At 64.7% G+C, this 18,902-nt stretch carries 17 protein-coding genes; 6 read left to right on the forward strand and 11 right to left on the reverse strand.

Annotated elements, in window-relative coordinates:
* The first annotated feature begins 120 nt into the window (after positions 1–120).
* On the forward strand, positions 121–1,662 hold the full coding sequence (gene nagZ / locus AC07VH_RS07395) for a beta-N-acetylhexosaminidase (RefSeq protein WP_494788162.1): 1,542 nt from the start codon (positions 121–123) through the stop codon (positions 1,660–1,662).
* Positions 1,663–1,707: 45 nt separating this feature from the next.
* Here the strand turns inward: nagZ and AC07VH_RS07400 are convergent, their stop codons facing one another.
* Positions 1,708–2,688, reverse strand: a complete 981-nt coding sequence (locus AC07VH_RS07400; RefSeq protein ID WP_494788323.1) for an oxidoreductase — start codon at positions 2,686–2,688, stop codon at positions 1,708–1,710.
* A 138-nt stretch (positions 2,689–2,826) separates the two neighbouring features.
* On the opposite strand from AC07VH_RS07400, the gene AC07VH_RS07405 reads away from it, so the two are divergent.
* On the forward strand, positions 2,827–3,747 hold the full coding sequence (locus AC07VH_RS07405) for an AraC family transcriptional regulator (RefSeq protein WP_494788161.1): 921 nt from the start codon (positions 2,827–2,829) through the stop codon (positions 3,745–3,747).
* Between the two features lie 34 nt (positions 3,748–3,781).
* Here AC07VH_RS07405 and AC07VH_RS07410 read toward each other — a convergent pair whose 3' ends face one another.
* The 4 genes from AC07VH_RS07410 to AC07VH_RS07425 form a co-directional block, all read right to left on the reverse strand.
* A complete protein-coding gene (locus tag AC07VH_RS07410; protein ID WP_475414155.1) occupies positions 3,782–3,943 on the reverse strand; it encodes a hypothetical protein in 162 nt (53 codons plus the stop codon).
* Between the two features lie 72 nt (positions 3,944–4,015).
* Entirely contained in the window at positions 4,016–4,291 is a 276-nt protein-coding gene (locus AC07VH_RS07415) for a DUF6587 family protein (RefSeq protein WP_494788160.1), read from the reverse strand.
* A gap of 9 nt (positions 4,292–4,300) precedes the next feature.
* Entirely contained in the window at positions 4,301–6,202 is a 1,902-nt protein-coding gene (feoB, locus tag AC07VH_RS07420; protein WP_494788159.1) for a ferrous iron transporter B, read from the reverse strand.
* Positions 6,203–6,204: 2 nt separating this feature from the next.
* The gene (locus AC07VH_RS07425) at positions 6,205–6,489 is read right to left on the reverse strand and encodes a FeoA family protein (protein ID WP_475414157.1); all 285 of its coding nucleotides are present in this window, start codon (positions 6,487–6,489) and stop codon (positions 6,205–6,207) included.
* Positions 6,490–6,893: 404 nt separating this feature from the next.
* On the opposite strand from AC07VH_RS07425, the gene AC07VH_RS07430 reads away from it, so the two are divergent.
* Positions 6,894–7,109 carry a (2Fe-2S)-binding protein gene (locus tag AC07VH_RS07430; protein ID WP_152250664.1) on the forward strand — a complete coding sequence of 72 codons (216 nt, stop codon included), beginning with the start codon at positions 6,894–6,896 and terminating at the stop codon, positions 7,107–7,109.
* 17 nt (positions 7,110–7,126) lie between these two features.
* Positions 7,127–7,828 (forward strand): energy transducer TonB, encoded by a 702-nt coding sequence (locus AC07VH_RS07435; RefSeq protein ID WP_494788158.1) that lies wholly within the window; start codon positions 7,127–7,129, stop codon positions 7,826–7,828.
* Between the two features lie 216 nt (positions 7,829–8,044).
* Here the strand turns inward: AC07VH_RS07435 and AC07VH_RS07440 are convergent, their stop codons facing one another.
* On the reverse strand, positions 8,045–8,725 hold the full coding sequence (locus tag AC07VH_RS07440; RefSeq protein ID WP_489629543.1) for a Fe2+-dependent dioxygenase: 681 nt from the start codon (positions 8,723–8,725) through the stop codon (positions 8,045–8,047).
* 423 nt (positions 8,726–9,148) lie between these two features.
* On the opposite strand from AC07VH_RS07440, the gene bfr reads away from it, so the two are divergent.
* Positions 9,149–9,625, forward strand: coding sequence for a bacterioferritin (bfr, locus tag AC07VH_RS07445; protein ID WP_034745609.1), 477 nt, complete (start codon positions 9,149–9,151; stop codon positions 9,623–9,625).
* Between the two features lie 57 nt (positions 9,626–9,682).
* Here bfr and AC07VH_RS07450 read toward each other — a convergent pair whose 3' ends face one another.
* The 5 genes from AC07VH_RS07450 to AC07VH_RS07470 all read right to left on the reverse strand — a co-directional run bounded on the left by AC07VH_RS07450 (position 9,683) and on the right by AC07VH_RS07470 (position 17,153).
* Positions 9,683–11,011 (reverse strand): MFS transporter, encoded by a 1,329-nt coding sequence (locus AC07VH_RS07450; RefSeq protein ID WP_475414160.1) that lies wholly within the window; start codon positions 11,009–11,011, stop codon positions 9,683–9,685.
* Positions 11,008–12,882, reverse strand: a complete 1,875-nt coding sequence (locus tag AC07VH_RS07455; RefSeq protein ID WP_494788157.1) for an alpha-amylase family glycosyl hydrolase — start codon at positions 12,880–12,882, stop codon at positions 11,008–11,010. The genes AC07VH_RS07450 and AC07VH_RS07455 overlap by 4 nt, the downstream gene beginning before the upstream one ends.
* 15 nt (positions 12,883–12,897) lie before the next feature.
* Positions 12,898–15,192: a TonB-dependent receptor gene (locus AC07VH_RS07460; protein ID WP_494788156.1), complete on the reverse strand. Its 2,295-nt coding sequence runs from the start codon at positions 15,190–15,192 to the stop codon at positions 12,898–12,900.
* A gap of 310 nt (positions 15,193–15,502) precedes the next feature.
* Positions 15,503–16,531, reverse strand: coding sequence for a LacI family DNA-binding transcriptional regulator (locus AC07VH_RS07465; protein WP_070220621.1), 1,029 nt, complete (start codon positions 16,529–16,531; stop codon positions 15,503–15,505).
* 7 nt (positions 16,532–16,538) lie between these two features.
* A complete protein-coding gene (locus tag AC07VH_RS07470) occupies positions 16,539–17,153 on the reverse strand; it encodes a glutathione S-transferase N-terminal domain-containing protein (protein ID WP_475414164.1) in 615 nt (204 codons plus the stop codon).
* 277 nt (positions 17,154–17,430) lie between these two features.
* On the opposite strand from AC07VH_RS07470, the gene purB reads away from it, so the two are divergent.
* On the forward strand, positions 17,431–18,810 hold the full coding sequence (gene purB, locus AC07VH_RS07475) for an adenylosuccinate lyase (protein WP_494788155.1): 1,380 nt from the start codon (positions 17,431–17,433) through the stop codon (positions 18,808–18,810).
* The last annotated feature ends 92 nt before the right edge of the window (positions 18,811–18,902 follow it).

Here is an 18,902-nt window from a genome sequence, read left to right on the forward strand (position 1 = left end):
CAATACAATACCAAAACAAGTACAAAACCAAGGCAGCTTTTCCGGTGACCGCCACGATGCGCCACCACGGTGCCAGAATACGTATGCCGTCGTCACAATCAATACCGGAGGAGTTGCAGCATGGAGCAGGGTTTGCGCGAGAAAATAGGACAGTTGTTCATGGTGGGCTTCGACGCCCTGCAGGCGGACGAGCATATCAAGACCTTGATACGCGAAAAGAAGGTAGGCGGCGTGATCCTGTTCCGCCGCAATGTGCACACGCCCGCGCAAGTGTCGGCCCTGTGCCGCGAGCTGCAGGAAATCAACGCGGAAGTGTCGGACATCCCGCTCTTGATCTCGATCGACCAGGAAGGCGGCATGGTGATGCGCATCGAGCAGGGCGTCACGCCGATTCCCGCGGCGATGGCCTTCCAGGCGGCCGGCTCCATCGAGGACTGCGAACGCATGAACCAGATCAGCGGCGATGAAATGCGCCAGGTCGGCATCAATATGCTGCTCGCGCCCGTGCTGGACGTGAACAACAACCGCAACAACCCCGTCATCGGCGTGCGCGCGTATGGCGAGGATGCCGCCACCGTCATCGACTACGGCATGGCAGCCATGCGCGGCCAGCGCGCCAGCGGCGTGGCCGTGACCGCCAAGCACTTCCCCGGCCACGGCGACACGGCCATCGACACGCATTACGCCATGGCGCTGGTCCCGCACGACAAGGAACGCCTGCGCGCCGTGGAACTGGCGCCCTTCCGGGCGGCCATTGCCGGCGGCGTGGACGCCATCATGACGGCGCACGTGGTCTTCCCTGCCTTCGAAGCCGACACCAGCGTGCCGGCCACCCTGTCGAAGGGCGTGCTGACGGACCTGCTGCGCGACGAGTTGAAATACCGGGGCGTCGTCATCACCGACTGCCTGGAAATGGCGGCGATTGCCGACGGCATCGGCATCGCCCAGGGCGCCATCGCCACCCTGCAGGCGGGCGCCGACATCGTCCTCATCTCGCACCGCGAAGCGCAGCAGACGGCCGCCATCGAGGCCGTCATCGCCGCCGTGGAGCGGGGCGACATTGCGCTCTCCCGCATCGACGCGGCGTGCGCGCGCGTGGCGGAACTCAAGCGCAACCGTGCCGTGCGCGACTGGCGCACACGCCCCCTCGCCCCGCCAGCGCTGATGCAGCCGGCCGCCATGGCCCTGTCTCAGCTGCTGCAAAAAGCGGCATTGCGCGTGCAGGGCGACTACCGCCCGCTCGACGCGGGCCTGCCCGTGACCCTGCTGACGGTGGAAGTGCGCTCGCGCAGCGAGATCGACGAAGTGGCGCTGGGCCGCAACAAGGAAGCGCGCAGCTCGATGCTGCCGGCCCTGCTGGAAGCGGGCCTGGATGTGCGCGAATACGCCTTGTCGGCCGAGGCGCTGGACGACGAAGTCGACGAGGCCATCGCCTTTGCGCAAGGCGCGGGGCAGATCGTGCTGCAAACGTATAACGCCATGTTCGTCGACGGCCAGCGCCGCCTGATCGACGCCCTGCCGCACGACAAACTGTGGCTGGTGGCAGGCCGGCTGCCCTACGACCTGGACCTGGCGCCCCACGCGCAAGGCCGCCTGGCCGCCTTCGGCTGCCGCCCGGCCGCGCTGGTGCCGGTCGTCGACAAGCTGGCCGGCAAGGCGTAAATCCACGCCGCCATCATGCACATGCCGGGCACTGCCCGGCATTTTTTATGCCGCGTCGCAATCGAAGCGCATGCCCGTCATCTGCTCGCTCTGCGCCCATAGCCGGCGTGCCTGCGCGGGGTCGGCGGCCCAGCGCCGCACGCCCGGCCCCGTGCTGTCGTCCGCCACCAGAGTGGCGATGTCGCAATCCTCGCAATACACGCCGCCCAGACCATCGAGCTGCGCGCTGGTGGCGCACCAGACGGCGGTGGCCGCGCCCTGCGCCACATTCTTGAAACCCGATTGCGGCGGTGGATTCACCTGGCCCTCGTCATCGAGCGCCCCGACCCGGCGCAAGTCGTCGAGGTCCAGATGGCGCACCAGCGGCGTCAGGATGGCGCCCGGATGCAGCGAGTAGGCGCGCACGCCGTGCGCCGCGCCGCGCCGGTCCAGCTCCAGGGCAAACAAGGCATTCGCGCTTTTCGACTGCGCATATGCGCGCCATTTATCGTACGGCTGGCGCAGGAAATGCGGGTCGTCCAGGTGGACGGCAGCCTGCCGGTGTCCCAGCGACGACACGCACACGACGCGCGCGCCTTGCGCCTGCCTAAGGGCGGGCCACAGGCGTGCCGTCAGCTGGAAATGCCCCAGGTGATTCGTTGCGAACTGCCCCTCGTAGCCGCGCGCATCACGCAGCAGAGGCGTGGCCATGATGCCGGCGCCGTTGACCAGCACGTGCAAAGCGCGGCCGGTGGCAAGAAAGGCGGCGGCAAAGGCATCGATCGATTGCGGATCGAGCAGGTCGAGCGCGGCGACCTCCACGCCGGCCATACCATCCAGGGCCGCTTGCGCCTGATGCGGGTCGCGCGCCGGCACCAGTACCTTGGCGCCGGCACCGGCCAGCACGCGCACCGTTTCCAGCCCCAGGCCCGACGCGCCGCCCGTGACGATGGCCTGCACGCCGGACAGGTCGCGCCCGGCCAGCGCCTCGGTGGCGGTCGTGGCGGCATCAAAGCCGGAGCGCAGGGGAATTTGTTGCTTGTTGATGCTGTCCATGGGATCTGCCTTTGCAAGTGGCGCCAGTCCGAATGGCTGGCGAGATGGATATGTTGCGCGCAAAGAACTGGACTGTGAATGGCATAAAATCTTCAATACTATCGCCATCGTCCAGAATTGAGCTCCGCCATGGATTTACTCTCCGATGTACTTTCGCTGTTTGATACGCGCAGTTCCTATTTTGCCGGCCTGAAGGCGGGCGGCGACTGGGCCATCGACTTTCCGCCGCCGGACGGCATCAAGTTCAACGCCGTGATCGAAGGCGGCTGCTGGCTGACGGTCGCGGGCATCGACGCTCCCGTACAACTGCATACAGGCGACTGCTTCCTGCTGGCGCAGGGGCATGCGTTCACCCTGGCCAGCGCACCCGGCTTGCCGGCCGCGCCGGCGCTGGAAGTGTACCGGCACGCGCAGCACGGCGTGGCCCGCCACGGCGCGCCACAGCACGATTTTTTCCTGATCGGCGGACGCTTCAGCTTTGGCGACGAGGCGGCCATCCTGCTCGACTGTCTGCCGCCGCTGCTGCACGTGCGCGGCGACACGGACCAGGCCGGCGTGCTGCACTGGGCCTTGCAACGCCTGGCGCAGGAGCTGCAGGCGACGGCGCCCGGCGCGGCGCTGATGACGCGCCACCTGGGCCACATGATGCTGCTGCAGATGCTGCGCCAGCATCTGGCAGCGCAGGCCTCGCACCCGGCAGGCTGGCTGTTCGCGCTGGCCGATCCCCGGCTGCGCGCGGCCATCGAAGCCATGCATGCGCAGCCGGCGCAGCGCTGGACATTGGCGCAGCTGGCCGCCGTCGCCGGCCAGTCGCGCTCCGCCTTTGCCCTGCACTTCAAAACCAGGGTGGGCGTGACGCCGCTCGACTACCTGCTGCGCTGGCGCATGCGCCTGGCCACGCGGCGCCTGAAGGACAGCGGCGCGCCCATCGCCTCGATCGCGCAGGCGCTGGGCTACGATTCGGACAGCGCCTTCAGCCACGCCTTCAAACGCGTCATGGCGTGCTCGCCGCGCCAGTACCGGCTGCGCCACGCGGGCATGCAGGCGTAAAAAAACCCGCAATGGCGGGTTTTGAAAAACGGGGTCAGGGTGGCGGCACGGGCGGCAGGGCCGCTACCGCCAGCAAGGCAAAGGGGCCGAGGAACAGGCCGATGCCGAACCACAGTCCCCCGTGGCGGCCGCGCCGGCTGGCCAGCAGCCAGGTGGCGACGGCAAACAGAAACATGAAGATCAACAGTATCGCCATTGCCACTCCTTGCCATGCGAAAAGCCCAGTGTAGCCCACGGGCGCACCCGTGGCTACACTGCAATACAGGCTTTAGCGCTGTACCTGCATCAGGATCACGCGCTTGCTGCTGCCGTCGGCCGGCGGTGTATTTGACGGCGGCGGCGGGCTGTCGCAGGAGCCGCAGGAACCACAGCCGCTGCCGCAGCCCGGCGCCACCTTGAAGAAGGCCGACAGCTTCGCCTCATCGAGGCCGCAGCGCACCAGGCCGCGCACGATGGCGCGGCGCACGCCGGCCGGCAGGTACCTGGTCGAAAAATGCAGCAGCGCGGCGGCGACGATCAGGGCGACGATAAGGGTTTGCCACATGGTTTTCTCCTAAGCGCCCAGCATCAGGGCGACGCGGTACGTGATGAACGAGGCGGCATACGCGAGGGCGAACATATAGCCGGCCATCAGCAGCGGATAGCGCCAGCCGCCCGTTTCGCGTTTCACGACGGAGAGGGTCGACAGGCACTGCGGCGCGAAGACGTACCAGGCCAGCAAGGACAGCGCGGTGGCCATCGACCACGAATGGGCGATCAACGGCTCCAGCGTGGACGCCAGCGCGTCGCCCGTTTGCGACAAGGCGTATACGGTGCCCAGCGCGCCGACGGCCACTTCGCGCGCCGCCATGCCCGGCACCAGCGCGATGCAGATCTGCCAGTTGAAGCCGATGGGCGCGAAGACCACTTCCAGGCCGCGGCCCAGGATGCCGGCCAGGCTGTAGTAGATGGGCGGATGGATCGCGTTGTCCGGCGCGCCGGGGAAGGTGCTGAGGAACCACAGGATGATCATCAGGCTCAGGATGATGGTACCGACGCGCGTGAGGAAGATCTTCGCGCGCTCCCACAGGCTGACGGCCAGGTTGCGCAGATGCGGCCAGTGGTAGGCCGGCAGCTCCAGCAGCAGCGGCTGGTTGCCGCGCACGCCCATGCTGCGCTTCATGACCCAGGCCACGGCCATGGCCGAGATGATGCCGGCGAAGTACAGCACGAACAGCACCAGGCCTTGCAGGCTCAGGTAGCCCCACACTTCGCGCTCGGGGATGAAGGCGGCGATGATCAGCGCATACACGGGCAGGCGCGCCGAACACGTCATCAGCGGCGCGATCATGATGGTGACGAGGCGGTCGCGCGGATTCTGGATGGTGCGCGCCGCCATCACGCCGGGAATGGCGCAGGCAAAGCTCGACAGCAGCGGGATGAAGGCGCGGCCCGACAGGCCCACGCCGCCCATCAGGCGGTCCAGCAGGAAGGCCGCGCGCGGCAGGTAGCCGCAGTCTTCCAGGCTCAAAATAAAGAAGAACAGGATCAGGATCTGCGGCAGGAACACCAGCACGCTGCCGACGCCGCCGATGATGCCTTCCACCAGCAGGCTTTTCAGGTGGCCATCGGGCATGTTCGCCGTCAGCAGGGCGCCCAGGTGGCCCACGCCATCGGTGATCATTTCCATCGGCGTGGCGGCCCAGGCAAACACGGCCTGGAAGATCAGGAACATCAGCACGGCCAGGATGATGGGGCCGAAGACGGGGTGCAGCACCACGTCGTCGATCTTTTCCGTCAGGTTGCCGCTGTCGCGCGTGTCGTTGCTGACGGCGGCCAGGATGCGGCGCACTTCGCGCTGCGTCTCTTCGACGCTGACGGCGTCGATGGCCGCCAGCGGTTTCGGTTCCACTGCCGGCAGCGGCAGCATGGCATCGATGGCGCCCAACAATGCCTTTTCGCCGTCATGCTGCACCGCGACGGTTTCCACCACGGGCATGCCCAGTTCCTGCGACAGCCTGGCCGTGTCGATGAGCATGCCGCGCTTGCGCGCCACGTCCGTCATGTTCAGCGCCAGCAGCATGGGCAGGCCCAGGCGCTTGACTTCCAGCACCAGGCGCAAATTCAGGCGCAGATTGGTGGCGTCGACGACGCAGATGATGGCGTCCGGACGCGGGTCGCCGCGGCGCAGCCCGCCCACCACGTCGCGCGTGATGGCTTCGTCGGGCGTGGTAGCCGACAGGCTGTAGGCGCCCGGCAGGTCGAGCACGCGCACGGGCTTGCCGGCGGGCGAGGTGAAATGGCCTTCCTTGCGCTCGATGGTCACGCCGGCGTAGTTCGCCACTTTCTGGCGCGCGCCCGTCAAACGGTTGAACAGGGCCGTCTTGCCGCAGTTCGGATTGCCCAGCAAGGCGATTTGTGGCTGGTGCGGCGGCTTGTGCGCGCCCGCTTCCACGATAGTTTCGACAGCACCCATGGTTATTCCGATTGAGACAGCGGTTGAATCGTGATCAGCGCCGCTTCGAAGCGGCGCAGTGCGAACGTGGCATTGCCGACCTTGATGGCCAGCGGATCGCCGCCGGGAATGCCGCGCTTGAGCATGCGGATGCGTTCGCCGGGAACGAATCCCAGCTCCATCAACCGGCGGACGAGGTCGACGCCGTCTTCCGTCTGTCCTGCCGCGTGGGGCGTGATATGCAACACCGTGCCGCTCTGGCCGACTGCCAGCGCGTCGAGCGTCATCATGGGTGGAACTAGAGTCATGAGCAAATTCCGTTCAAATTAAGAACACCGGGACAGACTGCTGCGCCTGGCGCATGTCCTGATGTTGTGAGGTAAAACGCAACTGTTGCGCATTACCGACAAGCGGCCTTTCAATGTGTCCGGACGGCGACCGTCCGAGACAATACCAGCATTATAAACATGAATGCGAATTGTTTTTATTTAGCCCGGAGAGCCGCCCCCATCAAGGGCTGCGCCATGCGCGCAAAGCGCATGGCAAGCTGCCGGGCCAGCCCGCCAACTGCCGCACATTTGATCAAAATCGCTTGCATTGTCCTGCACTTTGCGCGACAATGAAACGTAATGATAATGATTCTCATTAAAACACTAGCAACAATGCTTCACGGTACTAGTGTCTGTTCATCCTCCAGCCAGAAGGTGTATCAATGATTGTATGTGTCTGCAACAACATATCTGATCGTGAAATCCGTCAAGCCGTCGATCTTGGCCTGTCCAGCATGGCCGAACTGCGCCGCGACCTGGGCGTGGCCACCTGCTGCGGCAAATGCCACACCTGCGCGCGGGAAGTGCTGAACGATCACCTGACCGCCACCGTGGCGCTGCAAGAAACCGTATTGATGCGAGCTGTACTGACAAACTAAAGAAAGCGATGAACGCCATGACGATGATGCCCCCGCCCGTAACGGTGCAGGCCGTGCAGCAATTTGCCGACTTCGACAAGAAGCGCAACAAATTCGCGCCGCTGATGGCCATCGTCGTCCTGCATATCGCCGGCTTCTACGCCATCCAGAGCGGCCTGCTGAGCCGCGTCGTCACGGCGGCCATGCCGACCATCACGACCATCAGCATCATCGCCCCGCCGGCACCACCGAAACCGCCGGCGCCGTCCGTACCGAAAACCGTGGAACTGAGCGCACCCGTGCCGCGCGCCGTGATCCCGCCGCTGCCGCTGATCGCCGTGGTGCCCACCGAACCGACGATCACGCCGCCGCAGCCGACGCGCGCCGAAGCGGCACCGGTCGCCACCGCCGCGCCGACGGCGCCAGCGGCACCGGCGCCGACGCCACCGGCGCCAGCGACGCCGCGCACCGTCAGCAGCGTCGAATACATCAAGGCGCCGCAGCTGATCTACCCGAATCTGTCGCGCCGCCTGGGCGAAAGCGGCACCGTGGTGTTGCGCATCCTGATCAATGAAAAGGGCTTGCCCGAGCAAATCCTGATCCAGAAATCGACCGGCTACACGAATCTCGACGAAGCGGGCCGCCAGGCCGCGCAGCGCGCGCTGTTCAAGCCCATGATCGAAAACGGCAAGCCCGTGCCCGTGTACGTGCTTGTCCCCCTGACCTTCCAGCTGAGCTAGCCTTCCTGCGGCCCTAGGGCCGCTGCCAGCCCGCAAGCACCGCACCCTGTGCCCTGCTTGCTTTTTTGCGCCCGTTTTTAGTCAAGCGATTTGCTTGTTTCAGTCTGCCAGCCTACATCCCCGGGCCAGGCAGACTTTTTTTTGCCGGTGCATCACGCAGTATCGTAGGTCGGATTAGCGAGGCCAAAGGCCGCGCGTAATCCGACATCACCACGATTACATCTCCGCCCACATGCGCAGCAAATTATGATAATGCCCCGTCAGTCCCACGGTGGCCGGCGAATCGCCATGCTCTGCGCGCACGCTCTGGATGTTTTGATCGAGCTCGAACAGCATGCTGCGCTTCCAGTCCTCGCGCACCATGCTTTGCGTCCACAGGAAGGAGCAGATGCGCTCGCCGCTGGTGACGGGCAGCACCTGATGCACGCTGCTCGACGGATACACGATCACATCGCCGGCCGGCAGTTTCACTTCGTGCGTGCCGTAGGAATCGACCACCACCAGCTCGCCGCCCTCGTACTCGTCCGGCTCGCTCAGGAACACGGTCGACGAGACGTCGGCGCGCATCGACTGCATGCCGTTTTTCGGCGTGCGGATGGCGCCATCGATATGCAGGCCATAGTGCTCGCCGCCCGCATAGCTGTTGAAGAAGGGCGGCAGGATGCGCAGCGGCAGCACGGCCGCAAAGAACAGCGGATGGGCCATCAGCGCGCGGCTGACGATCTCGCCCAGCTCCAGCGCCAGCGGCGAACCTTCGGCCAGCTGGCGGTTGCGCTTGACTTGCGCCCCTTGCGCCCCGACGCTGGCGCGCCCGTCGACCCAGTCCGTCTGCGCCAGGCGCTGGCGAAACTGCGTCACCTGTTCCGGCGTCAGCACGCCGGGTATATGCAGCATCATCTTGCTATCCTTTTTTCAGTAAATAACGCTGCCTGATTATCGCATCGCCGGCAGCGGCCAAGAAGCCACAAAAGCAAGAATGGCCCAACATTTCCCGCCTGTTCAGCGCGGTCATGCACGCGATCCGGCGGCGCCAAAAGCGGGCCAGAAACGCGAATGAGAATGGCCTTCATTTTCCTTAACAAATAAAAAACGGCGCAAGCGGGCAATCCACTTGAGAATGGGTTTTATTCGCACGATATTTACGTTAAAAAGACGGAAAAATGCCGTTTCACACCGAAAACCACCCATATTTTGCGCTATCATGCGGGCATAGCGAAACCGGCAACCTGCGCGCCACCAGGCAGCCCTGCGCCACCCGGCCGTGAACGCCAGCAGCCTGCGGTTTCATCATCGAACGCGACACAGAACAAAGGAAATGCCATGAAGGGCGATAAAGAAGTCATCCGCATGCTCAATGCACAGCTCACCAACGAACTGTCGGCCATCAACCAGTACTTCCTGCATGCGCGCATGTACAAGCACTGGGGCCTGGAAAAGCTGGGCAAGAAGGAATATGAAGAATCGATCGGCGAAATGAAACACGCCGACAAGCTGATCGACCGCATCCTGATGCTCGACGGCCTGCCTAACCTGCAAGCGCTGCACAAGCTGCTGATCGGCGAGAACACGCCGGAAATGCTGGAATGCGACCTGAAGCTGGAACGCGCCGCGCACGCCACCGTCAAGGAAGGCATCGCCATCAGCGAAAAAGCGGGCGACTACGTCTCGCGCGACCTGTTCCTGATGATCCTGGAAGACACGGAAGAGCATATCGACTGGCTCGAAACGCAGATCGACCTGATCGCCAAGGTCGGCATCCAGAACTACCTGCAAAGTCAGATGGCGATTGAAGAGTAATCTTTTTCGCAGCATCAAAAAAAAAAACCGGCAGTGCCGGTTTTTTTTCGTCCGTCCTCAAGTCTTTGTGGCCTGCGACGGGCGCAGCTTGACGAACAGCACCGCCACCGCCGCGCACAGCAGCAGGGCGCCGGCCAGCCGGATGACGTTCTCCGGATTGCCACCCAGCCAGCTGCGGTAATACAGGGGCAGGGTGAAGATCTGGATGATCATCGGGATGACGATGAACATATTGAAAATGCCCATGTAGACGCCCGTGCGCTCGGGCGGAATGCAGCCGGCCAGCATGATGTAGGGATTGCCCATGATGCTGGCCCAGGCCAGGCCCACGCCCAGCATGGGCAGCAACAGCAACGCCGGACTGTGGATCAGCGGGATGCTCAGCATGCCCACGCCGGCCGCGCACAGGCACAGGCTGTGCATGCGCTTGGGGCCGAAGCGGCGCGTGAACGGCACCAGCGCAAAGGCGGCGACAAAAGCGACGAAATTATAGAACGCGCCCACCTGCCCGTTCAGCAGGCCCGCGTCGCGAAAACCTTGCGACGCGGGATCCGTCGTGTGAAACAGGGTCGCCGCCAGCGACAGCGCGATGTACTGCCAGTAGCAGAACAGGGCGTACCACTGGAACAGGTTGACGAGGGCCAGCTGCTTCATCGTCGGCGGCATATCGCGCAGGGCCGCGCCGATATCGGCCAGCGTATGCCGCCAGCCCGGCGGGCGGCTGCGGATGGCCGCCAGCTCGGCCGCCGTGAGCGGATTTTCCGGCGTCGTCTTCAGGGTCCACAGCACCGAAGCGAGGGAGAACACGGCGCCGATCAGGAAGGCGGCGATGACGATGTGCGGGATATGGCTGCCATTGACGGCATCCTTGTTCATGCCCAGCATGACCAGCAGCGACGGCGTCAGGTAGGCCAGCGTTTGCCCCAGCCCCGTAAACGCGCTTTGCGTGAGAAAACCCAGCGAGTGCTGCTTCTTGTCGAGCTTATCGCTGACAAAGGCGCGGTACGGCTCCATCGTCACATTGTTGGCCGCGTCGAGTATCCACAGCAGGCTGGCGGCCATCCACAGGGTGGGACTGAACGGCATGGCCAGCAGGCCCAGGCTGCACAGGATGGCGCCGATCAGAAAATAGGGCGTGCGGCGGCCCCAGCGCGTCACCGTGCGGTCGCTCATGGCGCCGATCAGCGGTTGCACGAGCAGCCCCGTCATGGGACCGGCAAGCCACAGGTACGGCAGGCTCGCCTCATCGGCGCCCAGGTATTTATAGATGGGGCTCATGCTGCTTTGCTGCAGCCCAAAACTGAACTGAATGCCGAAAAATCCGACGTTCATGTTGACGATCTGCCAAAACGACAGATGCGGACGGTGCGCGCTGGCGTTGCTCATGCTGGCTCCCGATCTTGCTCCCGCTCCAGCCACAGCATATGCCATGGCTGCAGGCCTACCGTGCCGGCCAGCACGCTGCCATCGAGGCTGTTGCGCCATTCGCCCGCGGGCAAAGTGAAACGCTGGCTGACGCCGCTGAAGTTGCTCAGGTTGAGAAATCCGTCGCCGCGCAGCAGCGCCAGCACGGCCGGCGCATCGGCCTGCATCACGCTGCGCGGCGCGGCGGCGGCCAGTGCCGGCAAGCGCCCGCGCACGTCGATCAGCTGGCGCAGCGCCAGGTACAGCCGGCCGCTGGCGCTCACGCCATCGTGGCGCCATGCCAGCAGGCTGTCGTCGAACGCGGGACGCTGCAGCCAGCGGCTGTCCATCGCCCGGTCGGCACGCTGCGTGTAGCTGTGATCGTTGGTCATGCCCAGTTCATCGCCCATGTACAACACGGGCAAGGCGCCAAAGCTCAATGCCAGGCCATGCAGCAGCAGCAGGCGCCGCAACGCGTATTCCTGCTCCTGCACCGTGACGGCGCTTTCCAGGCCGGCCAGCGAGGCGGCCATGCCGTTGCTGCCATGCGCCCTGTCGGCGCTGCTGCTCTGGAAGGCGGCGCCGCGCGCATAGCTGCCGGTGGCGCCGGCAAAGAACTGCGCGATGCGCGCCAGGCGCGCCGGTCCGTCCGCGCCCGCCTCATTGAGCAGCACGTTCCAGCCGATGTCGTCGTGGCAGCGCACATAACTGAGCCAGCTTGCGGCCGGCGGCAGCGGCGGCGTGGCCGCGATCACCTGCTGCAGCAAGTCCGTGCTTTCCTCCGCCAGCGCGCCCCAGCCGGCGGCCATCAGGCTGCTGTGATAGGCGATATGGCACTCGGGCGCCGCATCGCTGCCAAAGTAAGCGGGCAGCTTGGGCGTGGGCACGATGGCTTCGGCCTTGAGCAGCACACCCGGCGCGACGATGGCGGCAATCGCCCGCAGGGCTTGCAGCAGGCTGTGGGCTTCGGGCTGATTCATGCAGTCCGTGCCGTCGCGCTTCCACAGGAAGGCCGTCGAATCGAGGCGGAACACTTCGATGCCCTTGTTGGCCAGGCCCAGCATGGCGCCGGCCATGGCCGCGAAAACGGCCGGATTGGCGTAGTTCAAATCCCACTGGTACGGATAGAACGTGGTCCAGACCCAGCGCTGGAGTTCCGGCACGAACGTGAAATTGCCGGGCGCCGCCTGCGGAAAGACCTGGCCCACGGTGCGCTCGTAGCGGTCCGGCTGCACGCGGTCGGGATAGGTGTGGAAAAAATCGCGCAGCAGCGCGTCGCCCGCCTTGGCGCCCAGCGCCCACGCATGGTCGTCGGCCACGTGATTGAGGATCAGGTCCGAGCACAGGCTGATGCCGGTCGCGCGCAGCTGCGCCGTCAGCGCCAGCAAGTCGGCATTGCTGCCCAGGGCGGGGTCGACTTCCTCGAAGCTGGCGACGGCAAAACCACCATCGCTTTCGCCGGCGCGCGCACGCAAGAACGGCAGCAGGTGCAGATAGGTCACGCCCAGTTCGCGCAGATGGGCAATGCGCGCCGCCACGCCCTGCAGATTGCCGCCGAAGCGCTGCACGTAGGCGCTGTAGCCCAGCATGGACTGGCTGGCAAACCAGTCCGGCTGTTCTTCGCGCTGCGCATCCTGGCGCAGCAGCGCCGGCGCGCGCGCCGCATACAGCCGCCCCACGCTTTCCATCAGGTCGCCCAGCCAGGGCAGGAAATCAGGCCGCTGGCCATACAGGCTGCCCAGACGGTCGAGCAAGACCGCCTCCTGGCGCGCATAGCGGCGCGCCGCATCGGCGCGCAAGTGCGTGGGGAGCGGCGCGAGCAGGCGCGCCAGGGGGCTGCGTATCGACATCATGAATCCTATCCTTGCTTAAAATGCGTATTTCAGGCTGACCTTGACGGCGCGCCCCGTGATCGAGCGGGCCGCATGGCCATCGCCCTCGACTTCCGTATAGCCGATCTTGTTGAGCAGATTATTCGCCGTCAGCGCCACCTGCATTTGCGGCGTGAGCTGGTAATTGACGAAGGCGTTGAGCACCTGGTAGGCGGGCAAGGTGATCGTGTGCGCATCGTCGCCCCACGACTTGCCCGTGCCGACCAGGCTGGCGCCCAGGGTGGCGGCTCCCCATTCATAGGTGGGCGCGATCTGGTACACGACGCGCGCCTGGCGCCGCGGCATATTGCCGATCAGCGCCACGTCGGCCGCCGCCGTGCCCGTGATCTCGGCATCCGTGAACGTCAATCCGCCGTTGATGCGGAAGTCGCCGGCGCTGTAGGCCGCTTCCAGTTCCACGCCCTTCGCTTCATAGCTGTTGGCCGTGCGCAGCTGGGTGGTCGCTTCGTAATTGCTTTCCCTCGTCTTGGCCTGGAACACGGTGACGAAGGTACTCAGGGGACCCTGACGCCATTTCACGCCACCTTCGAGCTGGCGCACGGTGTTGATGGCGACCGGCACGCTGCCATCGAGCGGCGTGCCGAACAGGATGCGGTCAGCATTGAAGGCCACGCCTTCGCTGACGCGGGCAAACACGGCCAGGCTGGCTTGCAGCTTGTAGTTCGCGCCCAGCGAGTACGACGTGTGGCCCAGGGTGTAGTCGACCTGCTGCACCGTCGACAGCAGGTACGCTTGCGCGCCGGTGGCGATATTGGCCATGCCGCTGGCATGCTGGCGGTCGCGCCGCAGGCCGCCGTCGAGGTTCAGCGCGCCGCTTTCCCAGGCCAGGTTCAGGTAGGGCGAGGTCGTGCGGTATTCCATGTCGACGGCGCGCGAACAGCAGGCGCCGAAGGCCGGGCCGATGTAGCCGGGCGTGCCGCTGGCCGCTTGCAACAGCGCCGGCTGGTCGCCCGTGGCCTGCATCAGGTATTCATTGAAGTTCCAGGTCAGGCCCAGCTTTTGCTGCGACAGGTACAGGCCGGCCGTGGTGGTCAGCTTGCCGCTGTCGAGCACGAACGTCCTGGCCAGCTTGGTGTCGCTCAAGATATTGCTGGCGTCGTCGATGGACGTGTTGAACACCACGGCGGAAAACGCGCGGCCGATATAAGGCTTGCCCCGATTCGGGCCGCTGGCAAACACATAGCTGCCGTCGCTGCCGTTATTCGACGGGAACACGCCGGTGAAGCGCCCCGAATTGTCGGCGTAGCGGAAGTTTTCGCTCACGCTCCAGCCCTGCCCCAGCTTGAACGATGCCTCCAGGCCCACGGTATCGCTTTTGACGTGCAAGCCGTCGTTGACGCGGGTGGCCACGCGCTGGTTATCCTTGTTCAGCACCATGTCGGGCACCCAGTACGGCGAATAGAAGCTGGCCTTGCGCGGGTCGATGCCGGCGATTTCCGCGATGCGGCCATCGCGCACGCTGACCGGCACCGGCAGGGCCGTGGGCGACTGGTCGTCGAGGTGCTTGAACGACAGGCGCACGAAGCCGCTGTCGAATTCATGCGTGACATTGCCGCGGATCTGACCGCCCTTTTCGCTGTTGACGCCACTGTGGCGGATGCCTTCTCCCGTGCGCCAGGAGCCGCCGATGAAGAAGCGCGTGCGCTCCGACACCGGCGCGCCATAGTCGAAGTCGACCCTCGTCTGGTCGTAGCCCAGGCCGCGGCTGATGGCCACGCTGCCGCCCTTCTCCTTGCCGTTCTTGCTGATGAAATTGATGATGCCGCCCGGCGAATTGGTGGCCAGGGTGGAAGCCGAACCGCCGCGCACCACTTCCAGGTGGTCGAGCGTGGAATCGATCTTGACGAAGCTGTCGGGCGTGGTGAAGTTGAAGTCGCCGAACTGCAGCACGGGCAAGCCGTCTTCCTGGATCTGCACATAGCGCGCGCCGCCGGCGGAAATGGGCAGGCCGCGCACGGTGATGTTGGCATTGCCTTCGCCGCCCGAAGACTCGGCCCGCAAGCCCGGCACCGAGCGCAGGACTTCGGCGGCGCTGGTCGGCGCATTGTGCAGGATGGTATCGAGCTCCATGCTGCTGACGGAATTGCTCGATTTCATTTTGGACGTGCCGCCGGTGGTGCCCGTGACCACGATGCGTTCCAGGTTCAGGCCATCGGCAGGGGCGGCGCTGGCGGTGTTGCCGGTCGATTGCGCCTGGGCTGCGCCCAATTGCAGCATGGCCAGGGCGACGGCGGCGGCCATGCCGCCGCGTTGAGCAGTACGTGTCTTCATCTTGTCTCCAGTGTTGTATGCCGATACGTCGAGGTATCGGCTTGTTATGAGTCCTGGCCGCCGCATGCCGTGTCGCGCTGACTGGGCCGGTACGTCATTATTCAACGAATAAGAATTTATTGCAATCGATTGCAATCGAGCACTGCAACATGGAAATGTTGTTGTTTTTAAGAGAAAAACACGGGCAACATAGAGGAAAACAGGCGGGATGTCAGGCGAATTCAGCCTTTTTTATGCTGCTGTGCAGCATAAAAATAACGGGGGAAATTTGAAATTATTGCAATCGGTTGCAATGACTGACAACGGTGCTTCAGCGGCCCGAGGCGCGTACGATCAGCTCGGTTGGCAATTGCCGGGATGGCGCAGGCGCGCCGTCGACCAGCGCCAGCAGCGAAGCCACCAGCGCGCGTCCGGCAGTACGGATCGGCTGGCGCACGGTGGTCAGCGGCGGATGGAAATACGCGGCCAGTTCGATATCGTCGTAGCCGACCACGGCCACCTGTTCCGGCACGGCCACGCCGCGCGCACGCAGGGCGTTGATGGCGCTCATGGCCAGCAAGTCGCTGCAGGCAAAGATGGCGTCGAACGGCAATTGGCGGTCCAGCAGTTCCTGCACGTCCGTCGCGCCGCCCTGCGGCAGGAAGGAACCGGCCACGTACAGTTGCGGGTCGGGCGCCAGTCCCTGCGCGGCGAGCGCCTGCGCATAACCCTGGTGGCGCTGCGCCACTTCGGGCAGCTTGGCGTCGCCAAAGAAGGCGATGCGCCGGCGCCCCGCCGCCAGCAAGTGTTCCGTGGCCAGCCTGCCGCCCGCGACGTTATCGCCGCCGACGGTGCAATACAGCTGCTGCGGCAATTGCGCGCCCCACACGACGATGGGCACCTGGCGCGCGGCCAGCTGGTTCAGTTGTTCATGGTGGCGCCACTGGCCGATCAGGATGATGCCGATCACGCGGCCGCTGTCGAAGGACTGGGCCGCCGCATCGAGCGTTTCCGCATCGACGCGTGAAATGAGCATGTCGAAGCCCTGCTCCGTCAGCGCATCGGCCAGGCTGCCCAGCATGCTCAGAAAGAAAGGATCGGACAGGTGCTGGCGCGTGGCCGCGTCATACGGCACCACCACGCCCACCGTGCGGTTCTGTTTCAGGCGCAGGTTTTGCGCGCCGATATTGATGGAATACTTGAGCGAACGGGCCAGCGCGATGACGCGCGCGCGCGTTTCTTCATTGACCAGCGAACTGCCGCTCAGCGCGCGCGACACGGTCGACGTGGACACACCGGCCAGGCGCGCGATATCGGCCATCTGCAGGCGCTGCTGCGCCTTCGAGTCGGAACCGGTCATCGTGCGCTCACTGCGGCACGGTGTCCTTGAACGATGGCCGTTCGGACAGTTTGTCGAACAGGCGCGCCAGCGCCGGGTGCTCCGCGCGCCAGTCGATTTCCGGGAAGCGGAAGCTGAGCCAGCCCAGGGTACAGCCCACGGCCACGTCGGCCAGGGTGTAGTTCTTGCCGGCGCAATACGCGCTCTCGCCCAGGCGCGCCTCGAGCGCGGCCAGGCCCAGCGTGACCTTGTCCAGCTGGCGCGCGATCCAGGCGGCGCTTTGCTGCTCGGGCGGGCGCTGCGTGCGCTCCAGGCGCACCAGCACGCCCGCGTCGAGGATGCCGTCGGCCAGCGCTTCCCAGTTCTTGATATCGGCCCGCTCGCGGCCATTGCCGCCGGCCGGCAGCAGTTTACAGACGGGCGTGAGGGTGTCGAGGTATTCGACGATGACGCGCGAATCGATGAGCGCGCTGCCATCTTCCATCACCAGGCAGGGCACCTTGCCCAGCGGGTTGGCCTGGGCGATGCGGGTTTCCGGCACCCACACGTTTTCCAGCTCAAAGACATAGTCGAGCTTTTTTTCCGCCAGCACGATACGGGCTTTGCGGACATACGGGCTGGCGAGGGAGCCGATCAGTTTCATAGGTACTTTAAGGTAAGGAGCAGCGCTCAGTATAGCATCGGCGGCAGCCGCCTTTTGGCGGCACGCACCCGGCGCACCGCCCAGTGTGGCAGGCATGCCGCATCGGGGCCGGATTCGGCCAAAATGGGAGGCGCCGGCAGCCGACGGACGGCTGGCAGGCCCCCAGCGGTGGTAAAATCGCCCTTTACTGTGGCGCCGTCAGTGTTGCTGTATTGCAATAGCCCTGCCCTCCCCGCGCGCCACACGCCAACCGTTTCTTTAACTTGCGTCCGCTCTCATGACTTCTACTACTCCGTATTCCACGCTGTCGGCCCTGTCTCCGCTCGATGGCCGCTACGCCAGCAAGACCGATCTGCTGCGCCCGATCCTGTCCGAAGCCGGTTTCATGCACCACCGCGTGAAAGTGGAAATTTCCTGGCTGCAAGCGCTGTCGCAAGCCGGTTTCGCCGAAATCAAGCCGTTCTCGGCCGAAGCGAACGCCCTGCTCGACAAGATGGCGGCCGACTTCTCGGAAGCCGACGCGGCCCGCATCAAGGCCATCGAAGCGGTCACCAACCATGACGTCAAGGCTGTCGAATACTGGCTGAAGGAACAAGTGGCGGACGTGCCGGAACTGGTGGCGGCGTCGGAATTCATCCATTTCGCCTGCACCTCGGAAGACATCAACAACACCTCGCACGGCATGATGCTCAAGGCCGCGCGCGACGGCGTGATGCTGCCGGCATTGAACGGCCTGGTGGCCAAGCTGACGCAGATCGCGCACGACAACGCCGATGTGCCGATGCTGTCGCGCACGCACGGCCAGACGGCCAGCCCGACCACCCTGGGCAAGGAATTCGCCAACGTCGTGGCCCGATTGCAGCGCGCCGTGAAACGCATCGAACAAGTGGAAATCCTCGGCAAGATGAATGGCGCCGTTGGCAACTACAACGCCCACCTGTCGGCCTACCCGGGCTTCGACTGGCCCGCATTCTCGCAGGCCGTCATCGAACAGCGCCTGGGCCTGGTCTTCAATCCGTACACCATCCAGATCGAGCCACACGACTACATGGCCGAGCTGTTCGACGCCTTCGCGCGCGCCAACACGATCCTGCTGGACCTGAACCGCGACATCTGGACGTATGTCTCGCTGGGCTACTTCAAGCAAAAGCTGAAAGCGGGCGAAATCGGCTCGTCGACCATGCCGCACAAGGTCAACCCGATCGACTTCGAAAATTCGGAAGGCAACCTGGGTCTGGCCAATGCCGTGCTCAAGCACCTGTCGGAAAAACTGCCCGTCTCGCGCATGCAGCGCGACTTGACCGATTCGACCGTGCTGCGCAACATCGGCGTGGGCCTCGGCTACACCCTGCTGGCGTATGACAGCTGCCTGCGCGGCCTGAACAAGCTGGAAGTGAACCACGCGCGCCTGGCGCAAGACCTGGACGCGACCTGGGAAGTGCTGGCCGAACCCGTACAAACCGTGATGCGCCGCTACGGCATCGAGAACCCGTACGAGCAGCTGAAAGAGCTGACGCGCGGCAAGGGCATCTCGAAAGAGGCGCTGCAAACCTTCGTCAATGGCCTGGCCATTCCGCAGGATGCCAAGGACGTGCTGCTGAGCATGACGCCGGGCAACTACATCGGCATCGCGGCGCAATTGGCCAAAGCCATCTAAGCCGTTTCCACATGGGGATCGTCCGATCCCGCTCCCGCGGGGCGGCCAGCATACAAATGCTGCCCGCCCCGCGGTTTTTCCCGCACTCTTTC

This window comes from Janthinobacterium sp. GW821-FHT03C10 (genome assembly GCF_059420865.1).

Bases quoted from the DNA above. Each gene is read 5' to 3' on its own strand.
- AC07VH_RS07410 (WP_475414155.1), bottom strand. From the start codon at position 3,943: ATGGCGATACTGTTGATCTTCATGTTTCTGTTTGCCGTCGCCACCTGG.
- bfr (WP_034745609.1), top strand. From the start codon at position 9,149: ATGAAGGGCGATAAAGAAGTCATCCGCATGCTCAATGCACAGCTCACC.
- AC07VH_RS07415 (WP_494788160.1), bottom strand. From the start codon at position 4,291: ATGTGGCAAACCCTTATCGTCGCCCTGATCGTCGCCGCCGCGCTGCTG.
- AC07VH_RS07435 (WP_494788158.1), top strand. From the start codon at position 7,127: ATGACGATGATGCCCCCGCCCGTAACGGTGCAGGCCGTGCAGCAATTT.
- AC07VH_RS07425 (WP_475414157.1), bottom strand. From the start codon at position 6,489: ATGACTCTAGTTCCACCCATGATGACGCTCGACGCGCTGGCAGTCGGC.
- AC07VH_RS07430 (WP_152250664.1), top strand. From the start codon at position 6,894: ATGATTGTATGTGTCTGCAACAACATATCTGATCGTGAAATCCGTCAA.
- AC07VH_RS07455 (WP_494788157.1), bottom strand. From the start codon at position 12,882: ATGATGTCGATACGCAGCCCCCTGGCGCGCCTGCTCGCGCCGCTCCCC.
- AC07VH_RS07465 (WP_070220621.1), bottom strand. From the start codon at position 16,531: ATGACCGGTTCCGACTCGAAGGCGCAGCAGCGCCTGCAGATGGCCGAT.
- AC07VH_RS07440 (WP_489629543.1), bottom strand. From the start codon at position 8,725: ATGATGCTGCATATACCCGGCGTGCTGACGCCGGAACAGGTGACGCAG.
- purB (WP_494788155.1), top strand. From the start codon at position 17,431: ATGACTTCTACTACTCCGTATTCCACGCTGTCGGCCCTGTCTCCGCTC.
- AC07VH_RS07470 (WP_475414164.1), bottom strand. From the start codon at position 17,153: ATGAAACTGATCGGCTCCCTCGCCAGCCCGTATGTCCGCAAAGCCCGT.
- AC07VH_RS07460 (WP_494788156.1), bottom strand. From the start codon at position 15,192: ATGAAGACACGTACTGCTCAACGCGGCGGCATGGCCGCCGCCGTCGCC.
- feoB (WP_494788159.1), bottom strand. From the start codon at position 6,202: ATGGGTGCTGTCGAAACTATCGTGGAAGCGGGCGCGCACAAGCCGCCG.
- nagZ (WP_494788162.1), top strand. From the start codon at position 121: ATGGAGCAGGGTTTGCGCGAGAAAATAGGACAGTTGTTCATGGTGGGC.
- AC07VH_RS07405 (WP_494788161.1), top strand. From the start codon at position 2,827: ATGGATTTACTCTCCGATGTACTTTCGCTGTTTGATACGCGCAGTTCC.
- AC07VH_RS07450 (WP_475414160.1), bottom strand. From the start codon at position 11,011: ATGAGCAACGCCAGCGCGCACCGTCCGCATCTGTCGTTTTGGCAGATC.